Source organism: Mesorhizobium amorphae CCNWGS0123, assembly GCF_001686985.1.
Taxonomy (GTDB): Bacteria; Pseudomonadota; Alphaproteobacteria; order Rhizobiales; family Rhizobiaceae; genus Mesorhizobium; species Mesorhizobium amorphae.
This window is the reverse complement of sequence record NZ_CP015318.1, coordinates 3,981,254-3,995,378: the sequence shown is the minus strand read 5'-3', so window position 1 is coordinate 3,995,378 and position 14,125 is coordinate 3,981,254. Positions and strand designations below refer to the sequence as shown.

15 protein-coding genes are annotated in these 14,125 nt (G+C 62.8%); 5 read left to right on the top strand and 10 right to left on the bottom strand.

The features are described 5' to 3' along the window. Positions 1 to 11: 11 nt before the first annotated feature. The 6 genes from tsf to A6B35_RS18765 all read right to left on the bottom strand — a co-directional run bounded on the left by tsf (position 12) and on the right by A6B35_RS18765 (position 5,181). Complete coding sequence (tsf, locus tag A6B35_RS18790; protein ID WP_006205164.1) at positions 12 to 935, bottom strand: translation elongation factor Ts; 924 nt, start codon at positions 933 to 935, stop codon at positions 12 to 14. 117 nt (positions 936 to 1,052) lie between these two features. Beyond that, positions 1,053 to 1,835 carry a 30S ribosomal protein S2 gene (gene rpsB, locus A6B35_RS18785; protein ID WP_006205162.1) on the bottom strand — a complete coding sequence of 261 codons (783 nt, stop codon included), beginning with the start codon at positions 1,833 to 1,835 and terminating at the stop codon, positions 1,053 to 1,055. A 177-nt stretch (positions 1,836 to 2,012) separates the two neighbouring features. After that, positions 2,013 to 2,624, bottom strand: a complete 612-nt coding sequence (locus A6B35_RS18780) for a LysE family translocator (protein WP_006205161.1) — start codon at positions 2,622 to 2,624, stop codon at positions 2,013 to 2,015. After that, complete coding sequence (locus A6B35_RS18775) at positions 2,621 to 2,899, bottom strand: DUF4031 domain-containing protein (protein WP_006205160.1); 279 nt, start codon at positions 2,897 to 2,899, stop codon at positions 2,621 to 2,623. Before A6B35_RS18775 ends, A6B35_RS18780 begins: the two co-directional genes overlap by 4 nt. Positions 2,900 to 2,959: 60 nt before the next feature. Further along, positions 2,960 to 4,255: a hypothetical protein gene (locus A6B35_RS18770; RefSeq protein ID WP_040583686.1), complete on the bottom strand. Its 1,296-nt coding sequence runs from the start codon at positions 4,253 to 4,255 to the stop codon at positions 2,960 to 2,962. A 98-nt stretch (positions 4,256 to 4,353) separates the two neighbouring features. After that, positions 4,354 to 5,181: a cell envelope integrity EipB family protein gene (locus A6B35_RS18765; protein ID WP_006205158.1), complete on the bottom strand. Its 828-nt coding sequence runs from the start codon at positions 5,179 to 5,181 to the stop codon at positions 4,354 to 4,356. A 138-nt stretch (positions 5,182 to 5,319) separates the two neighbouring features. Between A6B35_RS18765 and A6B35_RS18760 the strand changes: the two genes are divergently transcribed. From A6B35_RS18760 to A6B35_RS18745, 4 genes are all read left to right on the top strand, one after another. After that, positions 5,320 to 5,784, top strand: coding sequence for a RidA family protein (locus A6B35_RS18760; protein WP_006205157.1), 465 nt, complete (start codon positions 5,320 to 5,322; stop codon positions 5,782 to 5,784). A gap of 13 nt (positions 5,785 to 5,797) precedes the next feature. After that, positions 5,798 to 6,526, top strand: a complete 729-nt coding sequence (locus tag A6B35_RS18755; RefSeq protein ID WP_006205156.1) for a glycerophosphodiester phosphodiesterase — start codon at positions 5,798 to 5,800, stop codon at positions 6,524 to 6,526. A gap of 41 nt (positions 6,527 to 6,567) precedes the next feature. Further along, on the top strand, positions 6,568 to 7,782 hold the full coding sequence (locus tag A6B35_RS18750) for a GNAT family N-acetyltransferase (RefSeq protein WP_006205155.1): 1,215 nt from the start codon (positions 6,568 to 6,570) through the stop codon (positions 7,780 to 7,782). A gap of 79 nt (positions 7,783 to 7,861) precedes the next feature. Continuing rightward, the gene (locus tag A6B35_RS18745) at positions 7,862 to 8,287 is read left to right on the top strand and encodes an HIT domain-containing protein (protein WP_006205154.1); all 426 of its coding nucleotides are present in this window, start codon (positions 7,862 to 7,864) and stop codon (positions 8,285 to 8,287) included. 13 nt (positions 8,288 to 8,300) lie between these two features. On the opposite strand, the gene A6B35_RS18740 is transcribed toward A6B35_RS18745, so the two are convergent. The 4 genes from A6B35_RS18740 to A6B35_RS18725 all read right to left on the bottom strand — a co-directional run bounded on the left by A6B35_RS18740 (position 8,301) and on the right by A6B35_RS18725 (position 12,402). Further along, positions 8,301 to 8,942 (bottom strand): chloramphenicol phosphotransferase CPT family protein, encoded by a 642-nt coding sequence (locus A6B35_RS18740; RefSeq protein ID WP_425277676.1) that lies wholly within the window; start codon positions 8,940 to 8,942, stop codon positions 8,301 to 8,303. 51 nt (positions 8,943 to 8,993) lie between these two features. Then, on the bottom strand, positions 8,994 to 11,462 hold the full coding sequence (clpA, locus tag A6B35_RS18735) for an ATP-dependent Clp protease ATP-binding subunit ClpA (protein ID WP_006205152.1): 2,469 nt from the start codon (positions 11,460 to 11,462) through the stop codon (positions 8,994 to 8,996). Positions 11,463 to 11,468: 6 nt separating this feature from the next. Further along, positions 11,469 to 11,795: an ATP-dependent Clp protease adapter ClpS gene (clpS, locus tag A6B35_RS18730; RefSeq protein ID WP_023671012.1), complete on the bottom strand. Its 327-nt coding sequence runs from the start codon at positions 11,793 to 11,795 to the stop codon at positions 11,469 to 11,471. Between the two features lie 277 nt (positions 11,796 to 12,072). Further along, positions 12,073 to 12,402, bottom strand: a complete 330-nt coding sequence (locus tag A6B35_RS18725) for a phasin family protein (RefSeq protein WP_006205150.1) — start codon at positions 12,400 to 12,402, stop codon at positions 12,073 to 12,075. A gap of 284 nt (positions 12,403 to 12,686) precedes the next feature. Between A6B35_RS18725 and A6B35_RS18720 the strand changes: the two genes are divergently transcribed. Further along, a complete protein-coding gene (locus A6B35_RS18720) occupies positions 12,687 to 14,087 on the top strand; it encodes a D-alanyl-D-alanine carboxypeptidase (RefSeq protein WP_065518233.1) in 1,401 nt (466 codons plus the stop codon). Positions 14,088 to 14,125 lie beyond the last annotated feature (38 nt).

Genomic DNA, 14,125 nt, shown 5'->3' with positions numbered 1-14,125 from the left:
CCGTCTTCGGGTTATTTCTTGACCGCCGCGGCGACTTCCGCCGCGAAATCGGTCTCTTCCTTCTCGATGCCTTCGCCGAGCGCGAAGCGCAGATAGGCCGTGATCTTGGCCGGGGCGCCGATCTCCTTCTCGGCATCCTTCAGCGCCTTCTCGACGGTGATGTCGGGATTGATCACGAAGGCCTGCTTCAGGAGCACGACCTCCTCGTAGAACTTGCGCAGGCGGCCCTCGACCATCTTCTCGATTATCGCTTCCGGCTTGCCGGACTGGCGTGCCTGGTCGGAGAAGATCGCCTTCTCACGCTCGACCGCGGCCGGATCGATCTGCTCGGCGGTCAGCGCCATCGGGTTGGTGGCGGCGACATGCATGGCGACCTGGCGGGCAAAAGCGTTGGCCGCCTGCTCGTTGCCGGTGGTCTCGATGGCCACCAGCACGCCGAGCTTGCCGAGACCGTCGGCAACCGCATTGTGGACATAGGTGGCGACAACGCCGTGCTCGACGGCAAGCTTGGCCGAGCGGCGGAAGCCCATGTTCTCGCCGATGGTGCCGACCGCGTCCTTGATGGTGTCGGTGACCGACTTGTCCGAGCCCGGATATTTGGCCGCGGCGACCACATCGGTCTTGCCGCCATAGGCGAGCGCGACCTTGGCGACGTTGGCGACGATCTCCTGGAAAGCCGCATTGCGGGCGACGAAGTCGGTCTCGGAATTGACCTCGACGACCGCGGCCTCGCGGACGCCAGAATCAACGCCGATCAGGCCCTCGGCGGCGGTGCGGCCGGCCTTCTTGTCGGCCTTGGAGATGCCCTTCTTGCGCAGCCAGTCGACGGCCTCTTCCATGTTGCCGTTGGTCTCGTTCAACGCCGCCTTGCAGTCCATCATGCCCGCGCCGGTCAAGTCGCGGAGTTCTTTGACCTGTGCAGCCGAAATGCTCATTGTCGCCTCTTTGTTTCAAATGCGCCGACGCACCATCGATTTTCGATGATGCGCCCGACACCAGCGCTTAACGCGCCAACATATTGGAAAGATGAAGGCCGCAACCGGCCTTCGCTGTTATGCTTCCGGAGTTTCGGCAGCCGGGGTCGGATCGAGCGCCGGCTCGACCGGAGCCTCGACCGAGGCGCCGATGTCGACACCAAGCGCGCCCTGCTGGCGAGCGATGCCGTCGATCGCAGCCTTGGCGATCAGGTCGCAATAGAGCTGGATGGCGCGGGCCGCGTCGTCATTGCCGGGGATCGGGAAGTCGATCTTGTCCGGATCGCAGTTCGAATCGATGATGGCGACGACCGGAATGCCGAGGCGCTTGGCCTCGAGGATGGCGATCGCTTCCTTGTTGGTGTCGATGACGAACATCAGGTCCGGGGTCGAGCCCATGTCCTTGATACCGCCCAGCGCCTTGTCGAGCTTCTCGCGCTCGCGATCGAGGTTGAGGCGCTCCTTCTTGGTGAGGCCCTGGGCCTCACCGGCCAGCAGCTCGTCGAGCTTGCGCAGGCGCTGGATCGAATTCGAGATCGTCTTCCAGTTGGTCAGCATGCCGCCGAGCCAACGCGAATTGACGTAGTACTGAGCCGAACGCTGCGCGGCATCGGCAACGATGTCGGACGCCTGGCGCTTGGTGCCGACGAACAGCACGCGGCCGCCCTTGGCGACGGTGTCGGACACCTGCTTCAGCGCCTGGTGCAGCAAAGGCACCGTCTGCGACAGGTCGATGATGTGGATGTTGTTGCGGGCGCCGTAGATGTAAGGCGCCATCTTCGGGTTCCAGCGGTGGGTCTGGTGGCCGAAGTGAATGCCAGCTTCCAAAAGCTGGCGCATGCTGAAATCAGGCAGAGCCATTCTTAGTTCCTTTCCGGTTAGCCTCCACGGACACAGGCATTTTTGGACTTATGTCCTCGAACGCCACCGGAGGTTTCAGCCGGATTTCTCCCGGGCAGACACCAAAGTCCGTGTGTGGAATGAGCGGCCATATAGAGGGGATGCGCGACAAACGCAAGCGCTGCGCCGTCTAATGGCTCAGCGTGCGGCGATCAGCGCACCAGTGCCGATCATGGCGCTGCCGGCAAACCTGTTCATCAGGCGCATGCGGCCCGGCGTCCTGAACCAGCCGGAAGCCCTTCCGGCCAGAGCGGCATAGACACCCATGGTGACGATGTTGACGCTGATCACGACGGCAATCACCAGCACTCCGTCGGCGAAGGTCATCGTATCGAGGTCGAGGATCAGCGGCATGATGGAAGCGTGGAAAAGGATCGCCTTCGGATTGCCCAGGGCAATGGATGCACCGAGGAAAAACGATCGGGACAGTCTTGGCTGCGCCGCAGTCGGCCCATCGGATTGCGCTGCTGCCGACCGCCACATCCTGATGCCAAGGAACACCAGATAGGCGGCACCTGCATATTTCAGGGCGAGAAACACCCATTCGAAGGTCTGCGCCAGTGCCACCAGGCCGAGCAGTGCCAGGATCACCAGCACCGCGTCGCCGGCGGCAATGCCGACGCCAGCCATGAAGGCGCGAACGAAGCCGCGCGAGACGCCGTTGGTGATGACTGCAAACATCGCCGGACCGGGCGTTGCCGCCGCAAGCGTGATCGCGGCGCAGTAAGCCAGAAATGCCGTCGATGTCATGGCCGTCTCTTCCCGTTCGGCACTCGTACCCGCCGGAAGATCGCGACGATCTCCTCGCGGCTGCATTCGATGGCGCCGAGCCGCACCGCGCGGTCGCGCTCGAAGCCGGTTATGTCATAATGCGGCGCCGATGTCCTGGGTGGTCCTTGATAGGATGAACGCTTGACCCCGAGCGCGGCCGCAAAGCGATGCAGTTCGTCGGTGTCGTCGGCCATCAGATGGCACCAGCGGTGGCCGGCCCATTTCCAGATTGCCGCATCGACATAGACCGCCATGAGGCTTGCCGCACTCCCGATTTCTCTCTGGCAGCCATGCGATCAGCCCGGCGTCCAACCTCAGCGATGATAGAAGGGATTCGGATAGGAAATGAAGCCGCCGCTTGCGTCGAGACCGGCCACGATGCCACTGATGGCTTCCTGCATGCGCGACCGCAATTCGTCGAGCGCCTCGTCGACCGAGCCTTCAAAGGTATGCAAGCCTAGCGGTTCCGGCACGCGGATATGGGCACGGCGCGGTCCGGCCGGCTGCGGAATGAAGCGGTTGAGCGTATCGCGCAGTCCGCGCTTGCAATAGTCGTTGCGAATGCGCTTCAGATGCTCGGCGATCTCCTCCTGCGTGACCGTCGGACTGACTGACGCCCAAGGCCCGAGCCGCTGCAGGCGCTGGATCGTCTCGGTAAGCGCGCTGACCTTTTTCGATCTCTCGGCGTCACCGGCGTTTTCACGCAGCCAGCGGCGTGACAGGCGCAGCAGTTCGATGAGATCGCCGGCGGTGTCGGCCGAAATGACCTCGCCAAGCCGGCGGCTAAGTTCGACCAGCAACGCCTTTTGCAGCACGTCGTATGGGAGCCGCCGGTCGGACACCATGCCCGAGGCGCCCACGTCGCGCGACAACAGCGTCGAGTAGATATCGTGGACACGCTCCGGCAGTGTGTCGGCGGAGCGACGATCGATCCCCAGCCTGCGCTCGACATAGGTACATTCCTTTGCCAGCGCCGGCTCCACATTCCCGGTGAAGGCGAGCTTCCAGACCACCGGCGCGACCCAGACCTTGAAATCGGCAGCCGTGCCTCGGCCACGCTTCAGCGCCTCGAGCCCCATCTCGACGGCGCCCGGAAGCAGCGGCGCGACGACATTGCCGTGCCAGCCGACGCTGCCTTCCGGGTGCAGGAGCACGCCGTGCCCCTGCAGCGCCCAGGTGACCGAGTGTTCCTTGGCGGCCTGGCTGTTGCCGGGGATCTGGGCGATCAGATTGTTGGCCAGCCAGAATTTCTGCATCGGCCGGCCGAGCCCGTTGACGACCCCATGCGTGGCCCAGGACGCGGCGAGCGGGCTGACCTGCGAGACGATCTCCTTGTCGATCATCCAATCGGTGAAGAACTCGGGATGGTTGGGGGTGATGAACGTCGCCTTGCCGGCGCCGCAGCAGGCCTTCAGCCGCTCCCGGTCAGCGTCCGGAAAATCAATGTGGCGGACATTGGCGACACCGCGCAGCCCGGCCAGCCGGTTGAACGGCAAGAGATCGCGAAACCCCGGCACGCCGCGCAGCATGACGATCCGGTTGAATACCGTCATGACCCTGATCAGCGCCGGATTGGGCCGCGGCGCCACGAACACGTCTATCCTGCTCAAGCTGCACTCCCCCCGAATATGCTTCAGGGAAAACTGGAGCCCGATTGCGGCGCGTTCAAGTCGGTCGCCGGCTCGTGGTTAACTCAGGCGGGGTGGCGCTATTTCGCCGGACAGGGCTTCGACTGGTCGAACAGGGATAGGTTGACCAGCTTGCCGGTCATCGAGAACTCGCCATAGTCCATGGTGAGATCGCGGGTGATGCCGTTCTCGTGCAGCTTGAAGCTGATCCGGTACTCCGGCACCTCTTCGCCGGTCTTGTCGGTGTCGTCGAAATAGGCGATGTCGACCGGCCAGTATTTGTCGCCGGCAAGCTTTGCCAGCGCCGGCGCTTCCGGGTCGGCCTTGTCGCCGTCGGTCTTCTTGCCGACGATGACGGTGGTGGTCATCACCTTGTTGGCGTCTTCCGAGCCGTCGAAGAGATTGGTTTCGTAGAAGTTTTCGCCCTTTTCCGCCTTGCCGATCAGCTCGACCAGATGCTGCGTCGGAAACTGGGTGGTGGCGAGCTCCAGGCTGTTCTTCTCGGGCTTGTCGATATCGACCTTGAGGCCCTTGGCCTCCTTGGTCGCAGTGCCCTTGACCTCCTTGTCGAGGTTTTGGTCGACGAAGGATTTGGTGACGAAGGAGAAGGTCTTGCCCTCGGCATCCTCGAAAGTGGTCGTCTGCTGGTCGGTCAGCCTGGTGTTGTCGTTGGTGACGATCTGCGTGACGAAGCGGAACTTGACCGTATAGCCCTCGCAGGGCGAACCATTGAACTCATAGACCATGCGGCCCGATATGCCGGTGATTCCCGAGCGATCGGAGGCCTTGTTCAAGGTGAGATCGTAGACGGCGCGATGCGCCTGCAGGGCCGGCACGGCAAAGGCTGGAGCCATCGAGAAGAGCGTTGGCAGCAGGACGGTGTGGAAGGCAAGGCGCGTTGCGCGCATATGGTGCTCCGATCGTCGCGGCTGATGGCAGGCCGCAGGGAAAGATGGTCCAGCTTAAAAAAAGTCATGGCGGAAGCGAGGCAAAAATAGCAATTTCGGCCCGGCCCGCGCGGCGTCTTCAAGCAATAGGGAAATACGATGAGTGAAACAATCGAAAAGCGGCTAAGCGATCTCGGCGTGACGATTCCCGTCGCCGCCGCGCCCGCCGCCAACTATGTGCCCTATTGCCGAACAGGCAACATGCTGTTCACCGCCGGGCAGTTGCCGCTCAAGGACGGCAAGCTGCAGGCGAGCGGCCTGCTTGGCCGCGACGTCGACACGGCGGCCGGCAAGGAAGATGCAAAATACTGCGCGATCAACATTTTGGCGCAAGCCAAGGCGGCACTCGGCGATCTCGAGAAGATCCGCCGCGTGGTGAAAATCACCGTCTTCGTCGCATCGGCGCCGGATTTCTTCGAACAGCATCTGGTCGCCAACGGCGCTTCCGATTTTCTGGTCGCAGCACTTGGCGAGCGCGGCAAGCATGCACGCTCCGCCGTCGGCACCGCCTCGCTGCCGCTTAATGCCGCAGTGGAAATCGAAGCGATCTTCGAAGTCGAATAGAGCAGACGAAACCATGACCGATCTTTCCTGGCTGACGGCCCGCCCTGTCGCGCACCGCGGCTTCCACGACATGAACAAGGCGCGTTGGGAAAACACGCTGTCGGCCTTCGAAGCCGCAGCCGAACGCGGCTATGCGATCGAGTGCGACGTGCACCTGTCGTCGGACCGTATCCCCGTCGTCATCCATGACGGCGACCTCAAGCGGCTGACCGGCCAGGACGGTTTCGTCTGGCAGCGCACAGCAGCCGAGCTGACGACTTTGAAGGTCGGCGGCACATCGGATCACGTGCCGACGTTGCAGCAGGCGCTCGATCTGGTCGACGGCCGCGTGCCGCTGGTCGTCGAACTGAAGGGCGTTCCCGGTCACGACCAGGGCCTGGTGGAGAGTGTTGGCAAGATGCTCAGGCGCTACAGGGGCAAGGCCGCGATCATGTCGTTCGACCACTGGCTGATCCGCGACTTTCCGAAACACGCGGCCGGCATCCCCGGCGGACTGACAGCCTATGGCAAGGACAATCAGCTGATCGAAGCGCATTTCTCGATGCTGGCGCATGACATCGCCTTCACCTCCTATGCCGCGGGCGACTTGCCGAACCAGTTCGTCAGTTTCGTGCGCGAGCGGCTGAAAATGCCTGTCATCACCTGGACCGTGCACGACCAGCCGGCGGTGGACCTCACCTTCAGATACGCCGACCAGATGACCTTCGAAGGTTTTGAACCCGATCTCGTAAAGGTGGCGTGATCCAGGCTTGCACGGCCCCATAGGGAGCTTAAATAAGCCTCATGGATCAGGGTGACGACGGCGATGGGCAAACGGCGAATGCGGAGTTTTCGATCCGTGTCGCCGCCGGCATCGGCGCCTTCACCTGCGATGAGTGGAACGGCTTCGCCGGCACTACCCGCGGCGATGCAGGAAATGGCTACAACCCTCTCGTTTCATACGCTTTTCTGAGCGCGCTGGAGGATTCCGGCTGCGCCGTGCGACGCACCGGCTGGCAGGGCCATCACCTCAGGCTGGAGACCGCGCAAGGCAGGCTGCTCGGGGCCGTGCCCTGCTATCTGAAATCGCACAGCCAGGGCGAATATGTCTTCGACCATGGCTGGTCGGATGCCTTTGAGCGCGCCGGCGGGCGCTACTATCCGAAGCTGCAAAGTGCTGTGCCGTTCACGCCGGTCACAGGCCCTCGCCTGCTGGTCGGCAAGGGTGAAGACGAAGATGCGGTGAAGGCCGGCCTTGCCGCTGGTCTCAAGATGGTGACCGACAAGCTCGGCGTGTCCTCCGCGCATGTCACCTTCGCCGGCGAGAGCGATGTCGCGACGCTGGAGGCGGCAGGTTTCCTGCACCGCACCGACCAGCAGTTCCATTTTTTCAATGAAGGCTTTTCGAGCTACGACGACTTTCTGGCCACCCTCGCCTCGCGCAAGCGCAAGGCGATGAAGAAGGAGCGGCGCGAAGCGCTGGCCGACGGCATCTCGATCGACTGGCTTACCGGCAAGGATCTGACCGAAAAGGCCTGGGACGATTTTTTCGCCTTCTACACGGATACCGGCAGCCGGAAATGGGGCCGGCCGTACCTCAACCGCGAATTCTTCTCGCTGATCGGCGAGCGGATGGCCGACGACATCCTGCTGGTCATGGCAAAACGCAACGGGCGCTACATTGCCGGCGCCATCAACTTCATCGGCTCCGATGCGCTCTACGGGCGCAACTGGGGCTGCATCGAGGACCACCCGTTCCTGCATTTCGAGGTCTGCTACCACCAGGCGATCGACTTCGCCATCGAGCGCAAGCTGAAGGTGGTCGAGGCTGGCGCGCAAGGCGAGCACAAGCTGGCGCGCGGCTATCGTCCGGTGACCATGCATTCGGCGCACTACATCGCGCATCCCGGCCTGCGCAACGCGGTGGCCGACTATCTCAGGCGGGAACGCCGCGAAGTGGAGCGGATGGGCGAATATCTCGAGGACCACACGCCATTCCGCAAGGACCTGGCGGAATAGCTGAAGCCTGGCCGGCGTTGCCTTGCCGCGCGATGGCGGCTTCGCTAAACGGGCTGGACAATTATCTGGAGGGCACGCCATGGCCGACTACGATCCCGGCAACATTTTCGCGAAAATCTTGCGCGGCGAGATCCCGTCGTACCGTATCTACGAGGACGATGCGGTCGTCGCCTTCATGGATGTGATGCCACAAGGGATCGGCCACACGCTGGTGGTGCCGAAGGCGCCGTCGCGCAACATTCTCGATGCCGATCCGTCAACATTCGGACCGCTGTTTGCGGTCGTCCAGAAAGTGGCGGTGGCGGTGAAGAAGGCCTTCAATGCCGACGGCGTCACCCTCATGCAGTTCAACGAACCGGCGTCGGGGCAGAGCGTCTACCACCTCCATGTCCATGTGATCCCGCGCTTCGACGGCGTGCTGCTGAAGCCACATTCCGGGCAGATGGAGAAGCCGGAAGTGCTCGCCGAAAACGCCGGCAAGATCCGGGCAGCACTCGGCGGCTAGTCTCACGGCGGGTTCAGTCGGCGCGCATTTGCGCCAGTCTCCGGAAGGCCGTCGCCTCCGGCCCGGCGTCGAGCCGTTGCCGGATTGCCTCGGCGCAAGCAGCCGGGCTTAGCTTCGACGTATCGACCTCCAGATCGTAAATGCCGGGTTTGTGCACCTCGTCCTGCCACAGGCGGACCGGCAGCGGTGCCGGATCATCACGCGATCCCGTCACATAGCCCTCCGCGGAAGTCTGCGCGCGCCTTTCAAGGATGATCTCGATCGGGCAGCGAACGCCGACGAAAAGCGCCGGCAGGCCGGCGAGCCGCCGGGCGCAATCGGCAAGTATGTTGAGCGGCTTCGAATAGGCGTCGTGGTGACCGACATCGGCGACGACATTCAGTCCCGCCCGGCTATGGGCGGCAATCGATTCATAGAGTGCGGCGTAGAATTGGGGCAGGTAGATTTCAAGATCGGCACGCTCTCCCCCGGGACGCAGGCCGATGCCGGGACGATAGCCTGGCGGGGTGATCCGTGCATAAACGTCGACGCCCAGATTCATCCAGGCGCCGTCGAACGTCTCCTGGATCACCTGGACAATGCTCGACTTTCCCGATCGCGGTGCGCCGTTCAGAACGATGATTTGCCCGATTTCCACGCGGCATCCTCCTACCAACGAAAAAAGCCCCGTTGCCGGGGCTTTTTGACTATTTGACTCGGAAGCTTGTCAGCCTTTGCGTGGCAATTGCGGCACCAGGCTGCGCTTGCCACCGTCCTTGCCCTTCGGCTCCGGCTTCTGCGCCACCACCTTTTTCGCGGCGGGCTTCTTGGCCACGGCCTTGCGTACCTTCGGCGCCTCGTCCAGTTCTTCCTTCTTCGGCTTCACCGGCGCTTCGTCGGCCAGCGATTCGAGCTTCAGGCCGGTCTCTCCGGTTTCCTTCTTCTCGACGGTGACGCGCACCGTGCCGCCCTTCTTCAGCTTGCCGAACAGCACCTCGTCGGCCAGCGGCTTCTTGATGTGCTCCTGGATGACGCGACCGAGCGGACGCGCGCCCATGCGCTCGTCATAGCCCTTGTCCGCCAGCCACGAGATCGCCTCGGGCGACAGGTCGAAGGTGACACCACGCTCGGAAAGCTGGGCCTCCAGCTGCATGACGAACTTCTGCACCACCTGATGGATGACCGGCACCGGCAGCGAGCCGAACGGGATGATCGCATCGAGGCGATTGCGGAACTCCGGCGTGAACAGCCGGTTGATCGCCTCGACATCGTCGCCTTCACGCTTGGTCGAACCGAAGCCGATCGCCGCGCGCTGTGCGTCGGACGCGCCCGCATTGGTGGTCATGATCAGGATGACATTGCGGAAGTCGATCTGCTTGCCGTTGTGGTCGGTCAGCTTGCCGTGGTCCATGACCTGCAACAGGATGTTGAACAGGTCCGGATGCGCCTTCTCGACCTCGTCGAGCAGCAGCACGCAGTGCGGATGTTGGTCGACGCCGTCGGTCAGCAGGCCGCCCTGGTCGAAGCCGACATAGCCGGGAGGCGCGCCGATCAGCCGCGAGACGGTGTGGCGTTCCATATATTCCGACATGTCGAAGCGGATCAGCTCGACACCGAGCGAGGCGGCGAGCTGCTTTGCCACTTCGGTCTTGCCGACGCCGGTCGGGCCGGAGAACAGGTAAGACCCGATCGGCTTTTCCGGTTCGCGCAGGCCGGCACGTGCCAGCTTGATCGCCGAGGTCAGCGCGGTGATCGCGGTATCCTGGCCGTAGACGACGCGCTTCAGCTCGATGTCGAGGCCCTGCAGCACCTTCTCGTCGTCAGCCGAAACCGTCTTCGGCGGGATGCGCGCCATGGTGGCGATCGTCGCTTCGATCTCCTTGATGCCGATGGTCTTCTTGCGCTTGGCCTCCGGCACCAGCATCTGCGAGGCGCCGGTCTCATCGATCACGTCGATCGCCTTGTCCGGCAGCTTGCGGTCGTTGATGTAGCGCGCCGACAGCTCGACCGAGGCCTTGATCGCCTCGCTCGTGTAGCGGACCTTGTGGAACTCCTCGAAATAGGGCTTCAGGCCCTTCATGATCTCGATGGCGTCCTCGATGGTCGGCTCGTTGACGTCGATCTTCTGGAAGCGCCGCACCAGCGCGCGATCCTTCTCGAAGAACTGGCGGAACTCCTTGTAGGTGGTCGAGCCGATGCAGCGGATGGCGCCGGTCGACAGCGCGGGCTTCAGAAGGTTCGATGCGTCCATGGCGCCGCCCGACGTCGCCCCTGCCCCGATCACGGTGTGGATCTCGTCGATGAACAGCACGGCGCCCGGATAATCCTCGAGCTCCTTGACGACCTGCTTCAGCCGCTCCTCGAAATCGCCGCGATAGCGGGTGCCGGCGAGCAGCGTGCCCATGTCCAGCGCAAAGATGGTGGCGTTGTGCAGCACTTCCGGCACATCGCCTTCGACGATGCGCTTGGCCAGACCTTCGGCGATCGCCGTCTTGCCGACGCCGGGATCGCCAACGTAGAGCGGGTTGTTCTTGGAGCGGCGGCACAGCACCTGGATGGTGCGGTTGATCTCGCTCTCGCGGCCGATCAGCGGGTCGATCTTGCCGGCCTTGGCCTTGTTGTTGAGGTTGACGCAATAGGCGGTCAGCGCGTCCTGCTGCTGCTTCTTCTTGCCGTTCTCCTCCTGCGGCTCGGCGCCGTTCGGGCCGCCCTGCTCGTCATCGGCGCCGCGCGGGGTGCGGCTCTCCGAGGCGCCTGGGCGCTTGGCGATGCCGTGCGAGATGTAGTTGACCGCGTCGTAGCGGGTCATCTGCTGTTCCTGCAGGAAATAGGCGGCGTGGCTCTCGCGCTCGGCGAAGATGGCGACGAGCACGTTGGCGCCGGATACTTCCTCGCGACCCGACGACTGCACGTGGATGACGGCGCGCTGGATGACGCGCTGGAAACCGGCGGTTGGCTTGGAGTCTTCGTCGTAGCCGGTAACGAGATTGTCGAGCTCCGTGTCGATGTAGGTGAGAACGGTGTGCTTCAGCTCGTCGAGATCGACATTGCAGGCGCGCATGACGGCGGCCGCCTCGGTATCGTCGATCAGCGCGAGCAGCAGGTGTTCGAGCGTTGCATATTCATGGTGCCGCTCATTGGCGAGCGTCAGCGCCTGGTGAAGCGCCTTTTCCAGGCCTTGGGAGAAAGCCGGCATGTTACCTCACTTCTTCTCCATCACGCATTGCAGCGGATGCTGATTCTGTCGTGCAAAATCCATGACCTGGGACACTTTGGTCTCGGCCACCTCGAATGTATAGACCCCGCACTCGCCCACTCCATGATTGTGAACATGAAGCATGATGCGTGTGGCGGCTTCGCGGTCCTTCTGGAAAAAACGCTCCAGGACGTGAACCACGAACTCCATGGGCGTGTAGTCGTCGTTGAGGATTAGGACCCGGTATAGGCTGGGCTTCTTGGTCTTGGTCTTGGTGCGCGTGATAACGGCAGTGCCGCGACCGGCCTCGTTGCCGTCGCCGTCACTTTGCATCCGCACCACGCCTGCCGTGGCAGTCAAACCGATCGTCACGTAGTCCTGCCTCTTTCGAATCCCCATGCGAGTTCGACATGTAGGTGTTCGATGGACGATTTTAAGCCCTTCTGGTTAGCTGACAATATGGCTAGGTGGGCAAACTTGAGCGATTTTGAAAATCGTGAGGACATAAAGCCCCGGAATTGAACCGGGCATGAAAAAACCCGGCCGCGCATCCGCGACCGGGTCTGTCCTGCAGGCCCGCAGGCCGGTTTTTCAGTGCCGTCGGACGAAATTACTTCGCCTTGGCGACGATCGATTCGAACGGCTTGTAGGCTTCCTTGGCGAGCTCGGCATAGAGGTCGCCGATCTTGGTGGCTTCGGCGACGAAGCTCTCGTAGCTCTGCTTGGCGTAGTCGGACTGGATCTCGATCGCCTTGTCCAGCGACTTGGCCGAAAACAGCTTCTCGAACGCGGCGCTGCCCGCTTCGAAGCTCTTCTTGGTGTACTCGCCAGCCTCGGTGGCGATCGCCTGCGCACCCTTCGAGAGGGAAGCGAAGCTCTTCAATCCGGTGTCGGCAAACTCTTTGCCGTATTTGCTGAAGTCCTCATAGGTCTGGGTCATTTCACGTTTCCCTTTGGTTGAAACGCCCTTTAGCCCCGGGCGCCCTTGTGCAATGCACGATGAATATATTGTGCGCTGCACAAAAGTCAAGTTTCTGCCTTTTTTCAGGCGCCGCTGCACCGGCAATGGCTAAAATTCGAATAAAGGGAGGCTCAAACGCAAAGAAAATGGTGAACGCGGCGGTTACCATAAACGGATTGGTAACGCCGACCGCGATAGTTTGGCCGGAAGCGAGGCAGGTCCCTTTGCCGCCTCCAAGGCAATGAAATTCAAGGGAAGTATCAGTGCGTCAGGCGTGGTCGGGCTTCGTCTCCAAATCCTCAATCTCCTTCAGGGCGGTCATGATCGTCGCTTTGGCGATGGCGGTCGTCCTCGGCGACGTGGCCTCGTCGATGGCGGCCAAGTCCGCGGCCATCGTCGTCGATGCCAAGACCGGCAAGGTGCTCTATTCGTCCGACGCGAACGGCCGGCGCTACCCCGCCTCGCTGACCAAGATGATGACGCTTTATCTGACCTTCGAGGCGCTGGCCAAAGGTCGGATCAGCAAGAACACGCCTGTGCCGTTTTCGGCCCGTGCCGCGGCCGAGCCGCCGACGAAGCTCGGTGTGAAAGCCGGCCGCTCGGTTTCGGTGGAGACGGCCATCCTGTCGATGGTGACCAAATCGGCCAATGATTCGGCGACCGCGCTCGGCGAACTGCTTGGCGGCAGCGAGCCCGATTTCGCCCGCATGATGACGGCCAAGGCGCGCCAACTCGGCATGAACGGCACTGTGTTCCGCAACGCCAACGGCCTGCCCGATCCCGGCCAGTTCACCACCGCCCACGACATGGCGATGCTTGGCATAGCGCTCAGGGAGCACTTCCCCCAGTATTACGGCTATTTCTCGCAGCGCTCCTTCCTCTATGGTCGCCAGCGCATCAACGGTCACAATCGCCTGCTCGGCCGCATCAAGGGCGTCGACGGCATCAAGACCGGTTACACCCGCGCCTCCGGCTTCAACCTCGTCTCGTCGGTTTCCGATGGCAACCGCCGCCTCGTCGCCGTCGTGATGGGAGGAAGCTCGGGCCGCAGCCGTGACAACCAGATGGCCGGGTTGATCAACGCCTATATGCCGAGGGCGTCGACCCGCGGCGGCGGCGGCCTGATCGCCAAGGCCGGCGGCGACAGTCCGATCCGCGCGCTGGCCAAGGTGTTCCTGCCGAAGCACGATGCGCCGACCCCGGATGAAAAGCCGGCGGTCGAAGAGGATACGACGGTTGCCTCGGCGGAAGACAGCGCGCCGGTCGTCGAAGAGATCGCTCCCGTCGTCCAGATCAAGAAGGTCAAGACGGTGGCCGTCGCCGCCGCGACCGAGGTTCCGGCGCCGCAAGTCGTGGCCGCCTATGCCGAGCCGGCGCCCGCGCCCGCAGTCGACCCGGTCAACACCGCTTCGGTGCCGTCGGGCTGGGCGATCCAGGTCGCCTCCTCGCCAAAGCAGTCCGAAGCCCAGGCCTTCCTCGACAAGACGAGCAAGCAGGCGCCCAAGGTCCTGGCCGATGCGGCCGGCTTCACCGTCGCCTTCGACAAGGACGGCGTGACCTACTACCGCGCCCGGTTTGGCGGCTTCGGTTCAAAGGACGCCGCCTGGAACGCCTGCAGTGCTTTGAAGAAGAAGAAAATCGCGTGCTACGCCGTCCAACAGTAGGACGGTGCTGGATTCTCCCGGGAAATTTCTGCGTCGAA

What these genes read in the sequence shown, in the direction of transcription:
- A6B35_RS18765 (WP_006205158.1), bottom strand. Translation starts at nt 5,181, where the DNA reads ATGCGCGCAACGCGCCTTGCCTTCCACACCGTCCTGCTGCCAACGCTC.
- A6B35_RS18775 (WP_006205160.1), bottom strand. Translation starts at nt 2,899, where the DNA reads ATGGCGGTCTATGTCGATGCGGCAATCTGGAAATGGGCCGGCCACCGC.
- A6B35_RS18745 (WP_006205154.1), top strand. Translation starts at nt 7,862, where the DNA reads ATGGCCGACTACGATCCCGGCAACATTTTCGCGAAAATCTTGCGCGGC.
- tsf (WP_006205164.1), bottom strand. Translation starts at nt 935, where the DNA reads ATGAGCATTTCGGCTGCACAGGTCAAAGAACTCCGCGACTTGACCGGC.
- A6B35_RS18780 (WP_006205161.1), bottom strand. Translation starts at nt 2,624, where the DNA reads ATGACATCGACGGCATTTCTGGCTTACTGCGCCGCGATCACGCTTGCG.
- rpsB (WP_006205162.1), bottom strand. Translation starts at nt 1,835, where the DNA reads ATGGCTCTGCCTGATTTCAGCATGCGCCAGCTTTTGGAAGCTGGCATT.
- clpS (WP_023671012.1), bottom strand. Translation starts at nt 11,795, where the DNA reads ATGCAAAGTGACGGCGACGGCAACGAGGCCGGTCGCGGCACTGCCGTT.
- clpA (WP_006205152.1), bottom strand. Translation starts at nt 11,462, where the DNA reads ATGCCGGCTTTCTCCCAAGGCCTGGAAAAGGCGCTTCACCAGGCGCTG.
- A6B35_RS18725 (WP_006205150.1), bottom strand. Translation starts at nt 12,402, where the DNA reads ATGACCCAGACCTATGAGGACTTCAGCAAATACGGCAAAGAGTTTGCC.
- A6B35_RS18750 (WP_006205155.1), top strand. Translation starts at nt 6,568, where the DNA reads ATGGATCAGGGTGACGACGGCGATGGGCAAACGGCGAATGCGGAGTTT.
- A6B35_RS18760 (WP_006205157.1), top strand. Translation starts at nt 5,320, where the DNA reads ATGAGTGAAACAATCGAAAAGCGGCTAAGCGATCTCGGCGTGACGATT.
- A6B35_RS18755 (WP_006205156.1), top strand. Translation starts at nt 5,798, where the DNA reads ATGACCGATCTTTCCTGGCTGACGGCCCGCCCTGTCGCGCACCGCGGC.